The following is a 15,180-nucleotide window of genomic DNA, read 5'->3' as shown; positions in this document are numbered from 1 at the left end:
ATGTGACTTTTACGTTGCTTACTCTTTCTTTTGTAAATAAAAACTCCTAATACAACTAAAAGTAATGTCACGATACCTAAGATAATATAATTGGTGTAATTAATAGTGGGCAACAACGTTCCGCTATCACCAATCAAAACCAAAGAAGCCCAATAATGAGGAGAGGCTTCTGCATCGGTATTGTTTTTAAGATAATTAAGTTTTGCGGTACGTAATGCTGCTGATTTGGTGTGTCCTTCGCTCAGGTTTTTGTAAAAATCAGAAGTAATGGTAGCAGTCGCTTTATCATTGGTACTCCATAGGGATGGAATGACAGTATTGGCTCCAGATTTAAAAAACCCTCTGGCAAGGCTCATAACTCCTTCTCCCTGATTAATTTTACCCACGGATGTATTACAAGCACTAAGTATAATTAATTCAGCATTACTTTTTAACGTGTCAAGTTCTACATGAGTTAAATTTCTATTACGAAATGCAATCCAAGGATTAATAGAATCAGAAGCATCCGCATGAGTAGCAAGATGTATTATTTTAAAGTCATGTATTTGTTTATTAAAATTTTCTACTGTTGCTTTTTCTCCTAATAATATAGAGCCACTATAGTAACTACTTGCAGCTTTTAATTCATCTTTACTTTTACTTAGTGAAGTAAGTCCTTGTTCATAATTTAAAGGAGCAATACCCAAGAAATCTTGAGTAGAGTTTCTTATAATAGAATTATTTTCTTTTTGAAATGATAAAGAATAGACATAATTAATTTCGGAATCCTCGATAAAATACTTTCCGGAGTTTTGGTCAGTTACTAGAGCTTCAAATGGTATTAAGCTTAATTTGTGATCTGCTATTATAGTAACTTTTTTATTATGTAATTTTATTCTAATATCTTTCGGAATGAGAGCTATATAAAGTTGATATGCAATTTTTCTATAAGATTGGATATCATTAGTTGTCTTAAAAGGACTATCAAGATACTTTCTTAAAGTAGCGATATTGTCGAATAATTCTTTTGTGTTCGGTATTTTAAATACCTTTTTATCTTTGTTAGATATAAATAATCCATATGTATTCGGCGTTAATCCTGCTACTTGTTCTGCGATTAAATATTGAATGATGATTTCATCATTTTCTAAATTAACATCAGAAAGAGCAATTGTTTTAAGTTTTTTATTTGAAGTATAAGTAGGGTGTTTTATGGATACAGAGTCTTTGAAAATTAATAACTTATTTCTTGCTTTAGATATTGCATTCACTATAGAATCGTTATCCAAAGTTCTATTCTTATACGCTTCTTGTAATTGCCTTATGTTTTCTTTTAAACTTAATTCTCTTTCTAGTATTTTGTGAGGAATATTATTTTTGCTTTTTATTATTTCTTTAAGTAGTAATAAAGCTTTGTTTTTTTCAGACAAATAAAATGCATAATCAATATTATTAGATAGATTGCAGGCATTCATTCCCGAAATATAAATTTCTGAAGCTAAATCTCTCCATAATAATTTAGAATTATAAGAAATGTTTTCATATAATATTAGGTCTATCAATTGGTCAGCTAGTTCTACAATTTCTATGGCTTCTTTGTGATGTTTTTTGTCATTTTCTTCGATGCCTTGATCAATATAATTATCAATTATTTTTTTAAGAATATTTAATAGGAGCATTTTTTCATTAGCATTATGTAACTCTCTTTTGTTTAGAGTTTTTATAATGTTTTCTGGTGTAATGTTAATATTAAAAAAATCAGATAAGGATTTGTAATAAAGTGAGGTGGCTTCTGTGTGATTTTTGTTTTTGTTTTCTATAAGCCCTAAACCAATGTATATCGATTTGGAAATATCGATATTGTTATTGGCATATTCAAATGATAAGTTAAAATATGTTTTCGCAGCTTTCTTGTCTTTTTCTATTTTTAATAATCCAAGATTATAGGCAGTTTTAGAAATGTAATCTGAAGCATTCATCTCTTGGGCTATCTTAAGTGCTTTTTTTAGATATAATTCCCCTTGTGTTGTGTCTTTTAAACTTTCAAAATAAACACCTCCAAGATTGTTGTAAATAAGATATAGGTCATCAGGGTCAATTACCTTTAAAGAATGGGCTAAGGAATCCGCATCTTCTAAATGTTTAATTGCTTTTCTCGATGCGTGTTCATTTCTGAATGATTTATAAGTAACTGCTATATTGATATGATTCATTATTTTATAATTTATCTTATCTTCTAAATAGGAAAATGCTTTAAGTTGATATTCTATTGCTTTATATGGATCGCCAATGCTTTGATATGATTCCCCAATTCGCATATAGGCTCTGTCATTTAGAAAACTAGACCCTTTTACCGCAAGCATTTTTTTAAATAAAGGAATAGCAGTATAGTAATTTTTCTCTCGTTTGTTATAATTGGCAAGGTTGTAGTAACTTCTTCTTAGGAGTTCTGCGTTAAAAGGTATAGCTTTTATTCTAGCGTTTACAGCTTTTTGCACCATAGCTATGGCTTCTTTTTTTTTATCTTTTCTTTTATGTAGCCATTTGGCAATTTGGTGAGCATCAGATCCTAATTGTGTATAGTTTTTTTCTTTTTTATGTATATCTAATAGTTCATTGTATAAGACTGTTTTTTCTTTATCAATAATTTCTAGTTGATGAATAGAATCTAATGTTGGGGATATTTGTTGTGCCTTAATTTGGTAAGTATAGGTGATTATACAAAAAAAGTAAAGGCATGAAAATGCCTTTACTTTTTTTGTAGATATTTTAAAATATTTTTTAAACATTTACTTTTTAATTGAAAATAAAGTGATTGCAATTTATTACTTTAGAAGTCCAACGGGCAGTATATTTAGCATTGTTAGGATTTCCAGGGTCATCAGCATCTTCTTTTTTAGCAGATATAACAAGTGTTTCATCACCGGAAAATTTATGGTTCCTTCCTGAGGTTAAATCATTTAATGTCTGCCCATCCCTTACGCTAACGATCCAGGTTTCTTTAATTCCACAACTATTTGAATAATCTATGGTAATAGTTTCAAAAATAATTTCTTTCATTAAATTCCTAAAATAATTTTTTTGTGATTGAGTTGTTCCAATTGGAAAGATAACATTTACACAGTTATCACAAGATTTAGATTCGTAGCTAATTTGCTTTTGTTGTTGATTTTTATTTGATTCCTCATTTTTAGATTGTAGTTCTACGTTTTCTAACAGTAAATCTTCTGATGTATCATTAACTTCTTCTGTTGAGCAGCTTTGTATTCCAATCGCAAAAACTGCAGCTACCAATAGTAACGTGATTTTTTTCATTTTTAAATCGTTTTTTGTTTTCATTATTTATTAGTATGTTTCCCTAACCTAACAAATGTTACCACGCGAAAGTAAAAAAAAATTAAATAGTTAAAGATATCTTAATGAAGATAACTGAAATGGATCAGCTAAAACTACTTGTTTCTGGAGAAAAACAGATCATACAAGATTTGTATACAAAAGAGTTTCCCAAAGTAAGAAGTTTTGTACTTAATAATAATGGCAATGCTACGGATGCAGAAGATGTTTTTCAGAAAGCTTTGATGCAATTAATTGCTAGATATAAGGTAAAAGCATTTGTAATTGAGAGTAATTTTAATGCTTATTTTTATACAGTTTGTAGAAATTTGTGGCGTAGAGAGTTAAATAAACAAAAACGTATAGTAACAAATGATGAGGTTATGGAACGTGTTAAAGAAGCAGAAGATATGACGATGTTAACTTTAGAACAAGAAAAGTGGGAGCTGTTTCAGGAAAAACTAGCGGAACTATCAGATAACTGTAAACAATTATTACAGTTGTTTTTTCAGAAAGTACCGTATAAAGATATTGTAGAAAAACTAGGATATAATACAGATAATGTAGTGAGGCAACGTATTTTTAATTGTAAGTCGCAATTGACTAAATTGATTAAAAAAGATTCGAGATATAACCAAATCAAAGAATTATGAAAGATTACCCGATAGAAATTGATGATTATCTAAGCGGTAATATGTCAACATCAGAAAAACAAGCGTTTGAGGCAAGATTGCTTACCGATACAGAACTCTCTGAAGAATTGAAGTTGCAGCAAGATATGCAGACCATTTATGAAGATCAAAAATGGGTAGAAGGAAATAAAGATGCATTAAAAACAACAGAAGCTACCCAATTAAAAGCTTTTTATCAAAGTGATGAAGCAGCAACATTAAAATCAACGATTAACGAGGTGATTTCAGAAAATCGATCAAATTCTCAATCAAAGACTTTTTGGTTTATTGGAATAGCTGCATCTATTGCCGTTTTGATCACCGTTTCATTATTTGTTTTTAAAGAAACCAATTATGACGAGTTATATGCTTCGTATATACATTTAGATGAAATACCATCATTGGTAACTAGGGGAGGGGATACAAATAAGATGCTTGAAGACGCCCAGTTATTATTCGAAGAACAAAAATATCAAAAAGCTACAGAGTTATTTACCACCTATCATCAAAAAGAGAAATCTATTGATCCTTTAAGTTATATTTACAATGGGATCTCATATGTAGAGCTTAATAAGTTTGATGAAGCTTTATCACAGTTTCAACTTTTGGGAGATTCTAACACACTACAGGCTAAAAAAGCCAATTGGTATAAAGCTTTGGTTTATTTAAAACAGAAGGATAAAAAAGAATTGATAGTGGTTTTACAAACCATTGTTTCTGATAGTAATGCATATAAGTATCAAGAAGCTAAGGAGCTTTTAACAGAGATTGATTAAATATACGACTCGCTTAGAAGTTTTCGTCAGTATTGTTTTGTAGATTCGATGATTGTAAAGAGACAAACAATCATTCGTTTTATGTGTTAAACATTAAGCAATTACCTATCTTTGCAGCTTAAAATTTAACAAGCTTAAAATACGCAGTTATGCAAGACGGATTATACGCAAAATTTAATACCTCGAAGGGAAGCATTTTAGTAAATCTAGAGTATCAAAAGACTCCAGGTACAGTTGGGAATTTTGTAGGTTTAGCAGAAGGTAATATGGAGAACAAAGCAGTTCCTCAAGGAAAACCTTACTACAATGGATTAAAATTTCACAGAGTAATTCCTGATTTTATGATTCAGGGTGGAGATCCACAAGGTTCAGGAGCAGGTGGACCAGGATATCAATTTGATGATGAAATTCATCCAGATTTAAAACATGATGGACCAGGAGTATTATCTATGGCTAATGCCGGACCTGGAACTAATGGAAGTCAGTTTTTTATCACTCACGTAGAGACTGCTTGGTTAGATGGTAAGCATACTGTTTTTGGTAAAGTAGTAGAAGGACAGGATATCGTAAATGCTGTTGCGCAAGGTGATACAATTGATTCTTTAGAGATAGTAAGGGTAGGAGCTGATGCTGAGAACTTTAATGCTGTAGAGACTTTTAGACAGTTTAATGGAGCTAAAGCAGAAAGAGAAGCTGCTGCAAAAAAAGCTTCTGAACAATTATTAGAAGAATTAGCTGCTGGTTTTGATAAAACGGATAGTGGATTACGATATAAAATCATCCAAAAAGGTGATGGTGCTCAAGCAGAAAAAGGAAAAACTGTTTCTGTACATTATAAAGGAAGTTTAACAGACGGTACTGTGTTTGATTCTTCATACAAGCGTAACCAACCAATTGATTTCCCATTAGGAATGGGGCAGGTTATTCCTGGATGGGATGAAGGTATCGCTTTATTACAAATAGGTGATAAGGCACGTTTTGTAATTCCGCCATCTTTAGGATATGGAGCGCACGGAGCTGGAGGAGTAATTCCCCCAAATGCTACACTAGTTTTTGATGTAGAATTGGTAGGAGTAAAGTAAAACTCTTTTTAAAATAATTTTAAAACCTCTGGAATATATTTTCAGAGGTTTTTTGTTTTTTTTAATGCTCAACCCTACATAAAAAAACCACTTTAACGCATAATTAACACTTGTCCTCCCTCTTTAAATGTTAATTTATCTATTAAAATAGAGAAGTTTTATAGAAAAAAGTAAACTTTTACGTCTATAATGCAGATATTTACACCCCTAGTTATAAGATAATAAACCAATACAAAAACCCCATTTTTGATGGTTATGAAGTGGAAGCTAATAGTGTTTTTAACATTTTTTTGTGTAAATTTTTCCTTTACTCAAGATAATGAAGCTACAATGACTGCTATTAAAGATCAAATAGAAATCATTGATAGTTATATCGAATCCGATGTGTTTTCTTTGGATCCTGAGGAGTTCTTAGATCAGATTGCGGATCATGGAGCAGAGCTCAATGGATATTATGAGCACGAACGTCTAAAGAAAATTATAAGAAATATTGGGATGCCTAATGCAATGGTAATTACGGTATTTTATTTTTGGAATGATCAATTGATTCATGTGAATTATAAGCAACGCCAGTATATGGAAACAAAAAATAGCGATGGCTTTGTTGTAATGGATTACTCCAACGCATTTACAAAATTTGAATCAAAACATTATTTTGATAAAGGGAATGAAATTTATAAAATAGTTTCTGGTCAAGCGGTAACTAACATAGAACCTGAAGAAACTTTTGTTTCTTATAGTTTAAGAATGAAATCTTTGTTAGATAATAAGTTTAAAAATAGAGGGACTTATGAAGCGCTACAGGGAAAATGGGTAAATGTTCAATTTCCTGATGAGCATATGATTTTTGAAGAAACCATACGATTCAATTTTCGAGATGGGAAATTTCTAAAAAGATTGAAAGTAAAGATTAAAGATGACGTGATGCATTGTTCTTCTCCGAAAGATAAATATATTTATAAATATAAAATAGAATCTTTAAATGAATTTGAACTTGTAGTTAAAGATCTGCAGGATGCATCTTCGAGTTTAATCCTTTATAAAAAAATAGAATAAATTATATTATGAATCTTCAATATCCAATAGGAAAGTTTAAAAGCCCTAATACTATTACTAAAGAACAAATTACTACTTGGATAAAAGATATAGAGGAGCTACCCAAAAAAATAGAAAAATTAGTTTCTGGTTTTTCTGAAGCCCAGTTAGAAACTGCATACCGACCTGATGGGTGGACTGCAAGACAGGTTATTCATCATATCCATGATAGTCATCATAATGGTTATATTCGTTTTAAATGGGCGCTCACCGAAGAACAACCGGTAATTAAAGCATATTATGAAGATAGATGGGCAGAATTGTTTGATACTAAATCAGCACCAATTCACCTCTCTTTAGACTTAATAAAAGCGTTGCATGCTAAATGGGTGTATTTCTTAAAAGGTTTATCTGATGAAGATTTAGAAAAAGTATTTATTCATCCCGAAGGTGATGTTGCAATTTCTTTAGCAGAAGATATTGGAATATACGCTTGGCACGGAAACCATCATTTAGCACATTTACAGATTGTAGCGGGTACTTTTAAGTAATCTCTTTTATCTTATTATTGTTTCCATTTAATATTGCACCCTATACTTGGTTTTTGGATTTCGGAAACTGTAGCGTTTCTAAGTACCGCATCCAATGCTTGACGAAGGTCTCTACCATTTACAGGAATCCCGTTTCCAGGTCTCGAATCATCTAACTGCCCTCTGTAAATAAGTTTTAATTCTCCATCAAAAAGATAAAAATCCGGAGTACACGCTGCATCATAGGCTTTAGCTACTTCCTGTGTTTCATCAAACAAATAAGGAAATGTATAATTGTTTTTCTGAGCGGTTTTCCACATGTGTTTTGGAGCATCTTGGGGATAATTTTCGATATCGTTACTGCTAATAGCGACAAAACCAAATCCTTGTGCCCTGTAGTCATTAGCTACTCTAGAAATTTCTTCATTTACGTGAATAACAAAAGGGCAATGATTGCATATAAACATAACTATAGTACCTTTTTCTCCTTTTATGTCATTCAGGGAAACTTTATTATTAGTAACAGCATCTACTAAAGTGAAATCTGGAGCAACAGTACCTAATGGTAGCATGTTTGATGGAGTACGAGCCATAATGTTTAATTTTTATATTTTCGAAATTACAATATTATACTTTATAAGTATAAAAATTGTTATCTTAGTTACATTCCAAAAAATAAAATTATGAAAACTTTAGAGACTTGGTTTCAGGAATATGCCGTGAGCCATCAAAACAAAACAAATATTGCAATTCATTTTATATGTGTACCAGCTATATTTTTTTCTGTTGTAGGTTTAATTATGAGTATTCCTAGTGGTTTTTTAGCTTCTATAATACCTGGAGAAAACCCATTTATAGAAAATTGGGCGTTTGTCGTTGCTTTACTTATTTTGCTTTTTTACGTTAGGTTATCCGTAAAAATGGCGTTACAAATATTAGTTTTTGTTGCTTTTTGTATAATTGCTAATTACTACATCAGTCAATATGCACCATTATGGATGGTGTCTCTTATTATTTTTGTCGTTGCTTGGATCGGACAATTTTATGGTCATCATTTAGAAGGTAAAAAACCTTCTGCTGCGCAAGATTTACAATTTTTGTTGATTGGACCTGCTTGGGTAATCCAAAAAATGTTTGGGAAAAAATAATATGCAATTACAGAATTGGAAAGATTCAGGATCGTATTACACATATAAAAACTATCAAATATTTTATAAAGAAGAAGGGGTAGGGGAGCCTTTGATTCTTGTGCATGGATTTCCAACATCTTCTTGGGATTGGAGTAAAATATGGGGCACACTTGCAGAAAAGTATAGCGTATATGCAATTGATATGTTGGGGTATGGTTTTTCGGATAAACCAAGTGATTTTAAGTATACAATTGCGTCCCAGGTTGATATATGGGAAGCCTTTTTAAAACAAAAAGGAATTGTTTCTTTTCATATACTGGCGCATGATTATGGAGATACTGTGGTTCAGGAAATGTTAGCTAGATTAAAAGAGAACCCAGCATATGAATTTGATATTAAATCCGTTTGTTTTCTTAATGGAGGAATGTTTCCAGAAACTAATTTTCCTACATTAACTCAAAAAATGTTACTCACTCCTTTTGGTGCTATTCTTAAACATTTTATGGGTAGAAATACATTGGCTAAAAACTTCAAAAAAATATTTGGAAGCGATACACAACCTAGTGAACAAGAGATAGATGATTTTTGGGAAACAATAGCTTATAATTCTGGTAAGAATGTAATACCTAAGTTGATAAAATACCTAAAAGAAAGAGATACTTATAAAATTCGCTGGAGAGAAGCGATACAATATACCGATATGCCTAAACGATTAATTGATGGCGCTGTTGATCCTATTTCGGGTAAGCATATGGCAGAATTCTATAAAGAAATAGTGCCAAATGCTGATGTTGTGTTATTAGATGCTATTGGTCATTATCCACAAACAGAAGCTCCAAATGAAGTATTACATCATTATGAAGAGTTTAGAAAAATCATTATTTCTTAATTCTTCGTTTATGAAAATATCTTCGAATAAATACGGATTGTAATTTATTCATATTTCCCCGAAGCCCATTGTATGGTAGGTTCTATCCATTCTTTTAATGGTTTGAAAAGAAATCCATGGCCCATTCCGGTAGTAAGTTCTATTTCTTTAAAATGGATAATACTACAGGTAGATTCTTTTTGTCTAGCTATGGCAGAGACTCCAAATGGATCTGTTTTTTCATAAATATTCAAAATATTTCCACAATAATTAATTTCAGGAATTTCTATAATATCACGATCCCTAAAACTTGCTATGAACACAAAATTGAGGTCAGGATTATTCGCTATAGTGGATACATATTGAGCGATGTAGCCACCTTTAGAAGTGCCTACAATAGTTATTTTTTCAGGGTTAATATTGTTTGCTAATAAACTATCTATTTGATTTACAATCTTATTTGCATACGTATTAGCATTGACATTGCTATTCCTTTTTTCGCTAATAACCCTGAAGCCACTTTTCTTAAATTCCGAAATGATTTCTTGATATTCTGTTCTTCCAAATTCTGGGTGAACTTCATGTAATTCATGGGTTTCTAGAAATCTATTGTGGATAAAGAAAATGTATCGGTCATTTTGGTTACTCCTACTTTTACAAGAGGATAAGGACAATACCCATAAAAAAATAACCATACGTGCTAGATAAGTATTCATGGGTTTACTAGATTACATTTCTATAAAAATATTTTATTGATATTCTTTTTCCTAACAGTTACTTAAGATGAATAGCCCTTTAATTACATCTCATCGCTAAAGAAAATAGCATTCATTAATAATTTATTAGTACCATACCAAAAAGCTCTAAAATTAGTATTGTCAGTAAATAAAATAGTGTTTCCTCTTCCTAAACTTTGATGTCTAAATGGCACCGTGTTAGCCAATGAGTCCAAATTCTTTTTGCTGATATATCCGCTTAGCAGTGGTGATTTTGTATATTGAATAGGGTTGTCGTAACTCTGTTTATTAGCTTTGATAAATAAGGTTGTGTTTCTAAAAAGAGATATTTTATCATTTTTATAACCAAAATTTATTGGATGGGACCTATCGGTTTTAGCTTGGAAAATCGCCCCTCCAATTACCTGAGCTCCAAAGAAATCTCTTCTTTGCTCAAACGAAATGTTTTTAGCATCGTTTTCTGGTTTAGAAAATTCGATTTTCATAAGCTCATTGTTTTTAAAGAATTGAGCTGCGTTTCTATATCCGATTAGTGTTCCTCCGTTTCTGATCCAAGATTTAATCTTGTCAATAACATTTTTACCCATTGTTTGATTCCAGCTGTTTGGTAAAATAATATGAGTGTATCTAGATAAGTTTCTTCTTTCTAGGTATTCAGTATTTAGTTTGGTGATAGGAATGTTGTAACGTTGATCCATTAAATGCCAGATTTCTCCAGCATCATATGGTGTGATTCCGCTTCCTGTTAACAATGCGATTTTTGGCAATGATAATGCTCTAAATTGATTACTTCCTAGATCAATTCCTGTTGTTAAACCAGTAGATACACCTGTAATATTTACATGATTTTCTGAAGCAAGATTTTGTAAAAATGCATGAATTTCCTGTGAGTTTAATCTTTGATTCTGAATAGGAATCATAATTGTTCCGTAGTCATAGTTTTTATTTTCAATAGAAAAAGGTTTCATGCCTACTTTAGCCCTCAATCCGCTATTTAAAATTTTATATAATACGGCAGGCGTATAATACTCGTGCCATTCCATAAGGTATGCATAGTTGCTTTTATTAATGCTTTTAGGTTTTTTATAGTCCAACTTAGTAATTTCTGCTCCTAGGTCAGAGGTAGTTGTTTTTTCAGTATAATCTAAATTAAAGGCTAATGGGAATGTCCAAGCAGATACATCATAAAATAAACTGTCTTGAAATTTTGTTCTTTTTTCAAACATAGCCTTGATTAAACGGCTTTGTTTTTGATTTTTAGGAACTACATAGCTATATCCTTTTTTAAATTTTTTACCGTTTGCAGTGATATCATTTTTTAAATCATAAAACTGAACCTTATGACGTTTTAAGATTTCTGCAAGGTGATAGGTAGAAGCCGCATCTTTTTCATTTCCAAAAATGTAAGATCCTGTTTGCGCTTCTTTTCTAGCATTATTATAAAAGTTGTTTTGATATCTAAGTAATTCTGTGCGCATGGATTTTGCTGCTTCTAATGTAGAGAGTGTAGCAGTAAATTGATTTCTTACCGTGAAAGGGAATGTCAATATTCCGTTGTCTGTTTCCTGCGCATGTCCTCGAGAGCTTCCTTGTTCAAATAAAATACCAATTCCTCCATTAATATCAGGGAATGTAGATCCTTTTCCATAATAAAAATCATCAAAATTTTCTTCTGTAAAATATAATGACCCTATTTTATTAAAAGCTTCTGCGTGATAGTTAGCAATTTTTTTGGTAAGCTCCTGATTTAATTTAGGTGTTAATGGGTGTGTTCTAGATTGTATTCCAGGTTGAAAGAAAAAACTACTATTAGAGCCCATTTCGTGATGATCTGTGAGAACGTTGGGATACCATTTATGAAAAGTCTCAATTCTAGCTCTTGATTCTGGTAATTGTACTGGTAACCAATCACGGTTCATATCAAACCAGTAATGATTTGTTCTACCTCCAGGCCATACTTCACTGTATTCTCTGTCTTGTGGATCTGTGCTTATGTTTTTACTTTTATTAGTATTTGCCCAATAAGCAAAACGCTGTAAACCATCAGGGTTAAGCGATGGGTCAAATAAAATTACAACATTCTCTAATAACTCATCAACTTGATTTCCTTGTCCAGCGGCTAAATAATAAGCAGCAATTAAACTTGCGTTTGAGCCACTTGGCTCATTACCATGTATAGAAAAACCTTGGTATACCACTGCTGGCATGGATGCAATGTCGTTAGCGGTTTTGCTATTTTGGGTTAATTGAATATGTTGATTTCGTATTTGTTCTAAATTCTGATGATTTTTTTCTGAAGTAATAGTTAGTAAGATGATAGGCCGATCTTCATATGTTTTTCCTCTATCTTCTATGGTAATACGCGGAGAAGCTTTCGCCAAAACTTTCATGTATTCTACTAATTTATCGTGAGTAACGTGCCATTTTCCTGGAACGAAACCTAAAACACTTTGCGGTGTTGGTATTTCAGGATTATAGGAAACTCCTTTTGGTAAATAATATTCTAACGAAAGGTTTTCTTGAGCAAAAGAAGAAAAGAATAATAGTGATAAGATGATAGTAAAGAAGTGCTTCATTTTAGTTTGTTTGAGCGATTGTAGCGTTTAATAGTTTTCGAAAATAAAAAAAACCGCTTCAGAGACTGAAGCGGTTTGCATAAGTTTAACATAAGTTATTATGCCTTATATGTCGTCGAAGCTTACATCTGTAAAACTTTCTGTAGAAGCTGTAACTTCTTCATTTGCTGTTGCAGATACTTCTGTATTTTGTTCGTAAGATTTTTGATAATCTTTTTGATGTCTTTCACTGATCACTTCTTCACCTTTTTCATTAACTATGAAATCAGTCATTTCACTTAGTATTTCACTGAAACCAACAAAGTCTTCTTTGTATAAGTAGATTTTATGCTTTTTGTAGTGAAAAGATCCATCATCATTAGTGAATTTTTTACTTTCTGTAATAGTAAGATAGTAATCTCCAGCTTTTGTTGATCTTACATCAAAGAAATATGTTCTTCTTCCTGCTCTTAAAACTTTTGAGAAAATTTCCTCTTTCTCCAACATTTCATTATCGCTCATAATCCTTATTTCTTAATTAATTAGTCTGTTACGATGGAATCAAAAATCTAAAAAAATTGTTAATCGTACAACAAAATATCAAATTTCTTTTTCGCTTAGCTGTTTTAAATATAGCTCTTTGTAATATCCATCAACGTCTAATAGTTGATTATGAGTGCCTTGTTGGATGATTTCGCCTTCGTCTAAAACAATGATTTTATCCGCGTTCCTAGCAGTAGAAACTCGGTGACTTACTATAAAAGTGGTCTTATTTTTGGAAATTCTATTGAGATTATTGAGTATTTCTTCTTCTGTTTCGGTATCAACTGCAGATAAACAATCATCAAAAAGAAGGATGGACGGATCCTTGATAATTGCTCTGGCAATCGAAACACGTTGTTTTTGTCCACCTGATAAAGTAATTCCTCGTTCTCCTAACACGGTATCATATCCTTTACTAAATCCTTCAATGTTTTTGTGGACAGCAGAATTTTTGGCAGCCTGAATTACCTCAATTTCAGTGGCATCAGTTTTACCAAATTTTATATTATTTCTTATAGAGTCACTAAATAAGAAAGCATCTTGCGGCACGTACCCAATGGATTCTCTAAGATTTACTAAATTTAGTTTTCTAATAGATCTTCCATCAACTTTAATTTCTCCGTCAGAAACATCATACAATCTCCCTAGTAAATCAAGAATTGTTGATTTTCCTGATCCTGTTTTTCCAATTATTGCAATGGTTTGTCCAGAATTAATTTCAAAATTCACCTTTTTTAAGGCAGTAATATTGGTGTCGTCATAGGTAAAAGAAACATTGTTAAATGCTATATTTCCTGTTATGGGTGTTTGCTCAGTGACACTGTTTGTGATTTCTGGTTCTTGACTTAGGAATTCATTAATCCTTACTTGTGAAGCTTCTGCTTGTTGTATAATAGAGGTTACCCAACCCACGGTCGCTACCGGCCAGGTTAGCATGTTAACAAAAATAATAAACTCTACTATTACACCAAGATCTTGAATGGTTCCATCAATATATTGTTTTCCTCCAATATAGATTACCATGATATTACTAACACCAATAAGTAAAACCATTAGCGGAAAAAATAGAGCTTGCACTTTTACAAGATCTATATTTTTTTCTTTATTGGTGTTTGATAAATCTGTAAAGTTCGATAATGTCTGAGATTCTATTCCATAGGCTTTGATGACCGAAATACCACTAAAAGATTCTTGTGTGAATGTGGTTAGTTTAGCTAAAAATTGTTGAACAATTGTACTTCTTTTATGTATGGCAACACTTAATTTGTATATAGAAATTGATAAAATAGGAAGTGGTGCAACTGTGTATAAAGTTAGTTGGGGAGCAATACTAATCATGTAACCAATAACTACGACAAATAAAGTAATGGTGTTAACACTATACATGATTGCGGGACCCACATACATCCTTACTTTGGATACATCCTCGCTAATACGACTCATTAAATCACCTGTTCTGTTTTTTTTATAAAAGTTAAGTGATAATATTTGGTAATGTTGGAAGACTTCATTTTTTAGATCAAACTCAATAAATCTAGATACTACAATAAAAGTTTGTCGCATTAAAAAAGTAAAAAAAGCAGCGATCAAAACAGATCCAAGAATCAAGAGTATATTGGTGATTAATCCCGTTTTTACATCCTCTACATTGGTGATGCTATTATTGATGTATTGTTCTACTATATCTACCGAATCACCAACGAATTTAGGAACTGCAACTGCAAAAATTCTAGCAATTATGGTAATTACTAATCCAATAAGGAGGCGATATTTATATTTTAGGAAGTACTTGTTTAGATGGCGTAATGCACGCATAAAGTATTGATTTTTAGAAACTCAATTATTAACAAATTCTTAAAGTTTAACAACAAAAAATTTTAAATTCGTAAAAATACCGTATTTTAGCGCTTCTATTTTGACTATAATATAATTATAACATTT

The 15,180-nt window shown here is 31.5% G+C and carries 14 protein-coding genes; 7 read left to right on the top strand and 7 right to left on the bottom strand.

Going from position 1 to position 15,180, the window contains the following annotated elements:
- Window positions 1-2,768: CHAT domain-containing protein (locus J8L88_RS22590; protein WP_211061944.1), on the bottom strand; the 2,768-nt coding region annotated here is incomplete at its 3' end.
- A 7-nt stretch (window positions 2,769-2,775) separates the two neighbouring features.
- Window positions 2,776-3,294 carry a hypothetical protein gene (locus J8L88_RS22585; RefSeq protein ID WP_211061943.1) on the bottom strand — a complete coding sequence of 173 codons (519 nt, stop codon included), beginning with the start codon at window positions 3,292-3,294 and terminating at the stop codon, window positions 2,776-2,778.
- 104 nt (window positions 3,295-3,398) lie between these two features.
- Between J8L88_RS22585 and J8L88_RS22580 the strand changes: the two genes are divergently transcribed.
- From J8L88_RS22580 to J8L88_RS22560, 5 genes are all read left to right on the top strand, one after another.
- Window positions 3,399-3,965: an RNA polymerase sigma factor gene (locus J8L88_RS22580; protein ID WP_247666534.1), complete on the top strand. Its 567-nt coding sequence runs from the start codon at window positions 3,399-3,401 to the stop codon at window positions 3,963-3,965.
- Window positions 3,962-4,759: a tol-pal system YbgF family protein gene (locus J8L88_RS22575; RefSeq protein WP_211061941.1), complete on the top strand. Its 798-nt coding sequence runs from the start codon at window positions 3,962-3,964 to the stop codon at window positions 4,757-4,759. Before J8L88_RS22580 ends, J8L88_RS22575 begins: the two co-directional genes overlap by 4 nt.
- Before the next feature lie 149 nt (window positions 4,760-4,908).
- A complete protein-coding gene (locus J8L88_RS22570) occupies window positions 4,909-5,841 on the top strand; it encodes a peptidylprolyl isomerase (RefSeq protein WP_027392302.1) in 933 nt (310 codons plus the stop codon).
- 255 nt (window positions 5,842-6,096) lie between these two features.
- A complete protein-coding gene (locus J8L88_RS22565) occupies window positions 6,097-6,897 on the top strand; it encodes a hypothetical protein (protein ID WP_211061939.1) in 801 nt (266 codons plus the stop codon).
- Window positions 6,898-6,905: 8 nt separating this feature from the next.
- Complete coding sequence (locus tag J8L88_RS22560; protein ID WP_211061938.1) at window positions 6,906-7,427, top strand: YfiT family bacillithiol transferase; 522 nt, start codon at window positions 6,906-6,908, stop codon at window positions 7,425-7,427.
- 14 nt (window positions 7,428-7,441) lie between these two features.
- On the opposite strand, the gene J8L88_RS22555 is transcribed toward J8L88_RS22560, so the two are convergent.
- Entirely contained in the window at window positions 7,442-7,999 is a 558-nt protein-coding gene (locus J8L88_RS22555; RefSeq protein WP_211061937.1) for a thioredoxin family protein, read from the bottom strand.
- A gap of 90 nt (window positions 8,000-8,089) precedes the next feature.
- On the opposite strand from J8L88_RS22555, the gene J8L88_RS22550 reads away from it, so the two are divergent.
- Complete coding sequence (locus tag J8L88_RS22550; RefSeq protein WP_118389687.1) at window positions 8,090-8,554, top strand: DUF962 domain-containing protein; 465 nt, start codon at window positions 8,090-8,092, stop codon at window positions 8,552-8,554.
- On the top strand, window positions 8,541-9,425 hold the full coding sequence (locus tag J8L88_RS22545) for an alpha/beta fold hydrolase (protein WP_211061936.1): 885 nt from the start codon (window positions 8,541-8,543) through the stop codon (window positions 9,423-9,425). Before J8L88_RS22550 ends, J8L88_RS22545 begins: the two co-directional genes overlap by 14 nt.
- A gap of 44 nt (window positions 9,426-9,469) precedes the next feature.
- Here the strand turns inward: J8L88_RS22545 and J8L88_RS22540 are convergent, their stop codons facing one another.
- The 4 genes from J8L88_RS22540 to J8L88_RS22525 all read right to left on the bottom strand — a co-directional run bounded on the left by J8L88_RS22540 (window position 9,470) and on the right by J8L88_RS22525 (window position 15,054).
- Window positions 9,470-10,099: an alpha/beta hydrolase gene (locus tag J8L88_RS22540; RefSeq protein WP_211061945.1), complete on the bottom strand. Its 630-nt coding sequence runs from the start codon at window positions 10,097-10,099 to the stop codon at window positions 9,470-9,472.
- Window positions 10,100-10,203: 104 nt separating this feature from the next.
- Window positions 10,204-12,717 carry a M14 family metallopeptidase gene (locus J8L88_RS22535; RefSeq protein ID WP_211061935.1) on the bottom strand — a complete coding sequence of 838 codons (2,514 nt, stop codon included), beginning with the start codon at window positions 12,715-12,717 and terminating at the stop codon, window positions 10,204-10,206.
- Between the two features lie 105 nt (window positions 12,718-12,822).
- Entirely contained in the window at window positions 12,823-13,218 is a 396-nt protein-coding gene (locus J8L88_RS22530) for a PUR family DNA/RNA-binding protein (RefSeq protein WP_027392294.1), read from the bottom strand.
- Between the two features lie 78 nt (window positions 13,219-13,296).
- On the bottom strand, window positions 13,297-15,054 hold the full coding sequence (locus tag J8L88_RS22525; protein ID WP_211061934.1) for an ABC transporter ATP-binding protein: 1,758 nt from the start codon (window positions 15,052-15,054) through the stop codon (window positions 13,297-13,299).
- Window positions 15,055-15,180: the final 126 nt, after the last annotated feature.

Source organism: Aquimarina sp. MMG015, from assembly GCF_018100855.1.
Taxonomy (GTDB): Bacteria; Bacteroidota; Bacteroidia; order Flavobacteriales; family Flavobacteriaceae; genus Aquimarina; species Aquimarina latercula.
Note: the sequence above shows the minus strand (reverse complement) of the source record. Positions and strands in the feature narration are given on the sequence as shown.

What these genes read in the sequence shown, in the direction of transcription:
- J8L88_RS22525 (WP_211061934.1), bottom strand. Translation starts at nt 15,054, where the DNA reads ATGCGTGCATTACGCCATCTAAACAAGTACTTCCTAAAATATAAATAT.
- J8L88_RS22540 (WP_211061945.1), bottom strand. Translation starts at nt 10,099, where the DNA reads ATGGTTATTTTTTTATGGGTATTGTCCTTATCCTCTTGTAAAAGTAGG.
- J8L88_RS22530 (WP_027392294.1), bottom strand. Translation starts at nt 13,218, where the DNA reads ATGAGCGATAATGAAATGTTGGAGAAAGAGGAAATTTTCTCAAAAGTT.
- J8L88_RS22565 (WP_211061939.1), top strand. Translation starts at nt 6,097, where the DNA reads ATGAAGTGGAAGCTAATAGTGTTTTTAACATTTTTTTGTGTAAATTTT.
- J8L88_RS22535 (WP_211061935.1), bottom strand. Translation starts at nt 12,717, where the DNA reads ATGAAGCACTTCTTTACTATCATCTTATCACTATTATTCTTTTCTTCT.
- J8L88_RS22575 (WP_211061941.1), top strand. Translation starts at nt 3,962, where the DNA reads ATGAAAGATTACCCGATAGAAATTGATGATTATCTAAGCGGTAATATG.
- J8L88_RS22550 (WP_118389687.1), top strand. Translation starts at nt 8,090, where the DNA reads ATGAAAACTTTAGAGACTTGGTTTCAGGAATATGCCGTGAGCCATCAA.
- J8L88_RS22580 (WP_247666534.1), top strand. Translation starts at nt 3,399, where the DNA reads ATGAAGATAACTGAAATGGATCAGCTAAAACTACTTGTTTCTGGAGAA.
- J8L88_RS22585 (WP_211061943.1), bottom strand. Translation starts at nt 3,294, where the DNA reads ATGAAAAAAATCACGTTACTATTGGTAGCTGCAGTTTTTGCGATTGGA.
- J8L88_RS22570 (WP_027392302.1), top strand. Translation starts at nt 4,909, where the DNA reads ATGCAAGACGGATTATACGCAAAATTTAATACCTCGAAGGGAAGCATT.
- J8L88_RS22560 (WP_211061938.1), top strand. Translation starts at nt 6,906, where the DNA reads ATGAATCTTCAATATCCAATAGGAAAGTTTAAAAGCCCTAATACTATT.
- J8L88_RS22555 (WP_211061937.1), bottom strand. Translation starts at nt 7,999, where the DNA reads ATGGCTCGTACTCCATCAAACATGCTACCATTAGGTACTGTTGCTCCA.